At 44.7% G+C, this 559-nt stretch carries 1 protein-coding gene; it reads right to left on the reverse strand.

Going from position 1 to position 559, the window contains the following annotated elements:
• Window positions 1-559: histidine kinase (locus R7Q09_RS27470; protein WP_318144125.1), on the reverse strand; the 559-nt coding region annotated here is incomplete at both ends.

Below are 559 nucleotides of genomic sequence, written 5' to 3' on the forward strand. Positions count from 1 at the left end.
CCTTTGTTCATTGATGCTTCAATCTGTAGATCGGCGTGCAGTCTCGCTGCTCGCTCTTGCATGATCGTCATACCGTAATGATTAATTTTTTCGTCCTGATGTTCAAAGCCTACCCCGTCATCGGAGACGGTTACTGTGACTTTCCCATCACAATCAAGACATTGAATATGTATATGGTCAGCTTGCGCATGCTTAATCGCATTCAGTGCCGCCTCTCTGATCAACTGTAGTAAATGGACTTGTTGATGCGCATCTAATTCCGTTGATGAAAGTCTATTTTTCAACGTAATTTTTGCCGTTGTTTGCTCATTAAGCGTTTCGACCATCTCTTGCAGCGCTTGGCCAAAACTGCCTTCTTTGATCGTCAGACGGAATGTCGTCAACAGCTCACGTAACTGGGTATAAGCAGCCGACAAACCCGTATCCAGCTCTGCAATCACTTGATTGGCTTGAGCTATGGCCTTTTCGTCAGGAAGATTTTTCACGCTTCTCTTTAGTAAAGCGACCTGAATTTTCAAATAGGATAACGCTTGAGCCAAAGAGTCGTGAAGTTCGCGAG

This window comes from Vibrio sp. 2130-1 (genome assembly GCF_033339515.1).